We start from the raw sequence: 739 nt of genomic DNA on the forward strand, positions 1-739 counted from the left end.
GTGTTCGTGACGAGCCCGTCGCGGAACTTCGTGACGCTGAAGATCACGACCGACGAGGGCATCACGGGCATCGGCGATGCGACCCTGAACGGGCGGGAGCTCGCGGTCGCGGCGTACCTGAAGGAGCATGTCGCCCAGCTGCTGATCGGCAAGGATCCGCACATGATCGAGGACACCTGGCAGTTCCTGTACCGGTCCTCGTACTGGCGTCGGGGCCCGGTGACGATGGCCTCGATCGCGGCCGTGGACATGGCGCTGTGGGACATCAAGGGCAAGGTCGCGAACCTGCCGGTGTACCAGCTCCTCGGCGGCGCGTCCCGGCGGGGGCTGCGGGCGTACGGGCACGCCTCCGGGACGGACCTGCCCTCGCTGTTCGACTCGATCCGGCACCACCTCGAGCTCGGCTACAAGTCGATCCGGGTCCAGACGGCGATCCCGGGGATCAAGGCCGTGTACGGCGTGGCCGCCCAGGCGCAGGCGTCCGGGGAGCGGTACGACTACGAGCCGGCCGGGCGCGGGGCGTTCCCGCAGGAGGAGGACTGGGACACCCGGGCGTACCTCAAGCACCTGCCGACCGTCTTCGAGGCGGTGCGCAACGAGTTCGGCCCGGACATCCCGCTCCTGCACGACGGGCACCACCGCATGACCCCGATCCAGGCCGCGAAGCTGGGCAAGGCGCTCGAGCCGTACGACCTGTTCTGGCTCGAGGACTGCACCCCCGCGGAGAACCAGGAGGGGC

General features: G+C 69.8%; 1 protein-coding gene. It reads left to right on the forward strand.

Annotation, left to right across the window (positions count from 1 at the left end; translation table 11 throughout):
- Positions 1-739, forward strand: a 739-nt coding sequence (locus tag LK10_RS01605; protein WP_331377425.1) for an enolase C-terminal domain-like protein, incomplete at both ends; no start/stop codon positions are given.

The organism is Sinomonas humi (genome assembly GCF_000802235.1).
Lineage (GTDB): Bacteria > Actinomycetota > Actinomycetes > Actinomycetales > Micrococcaceae > Sinomonas > Sinomonas humi.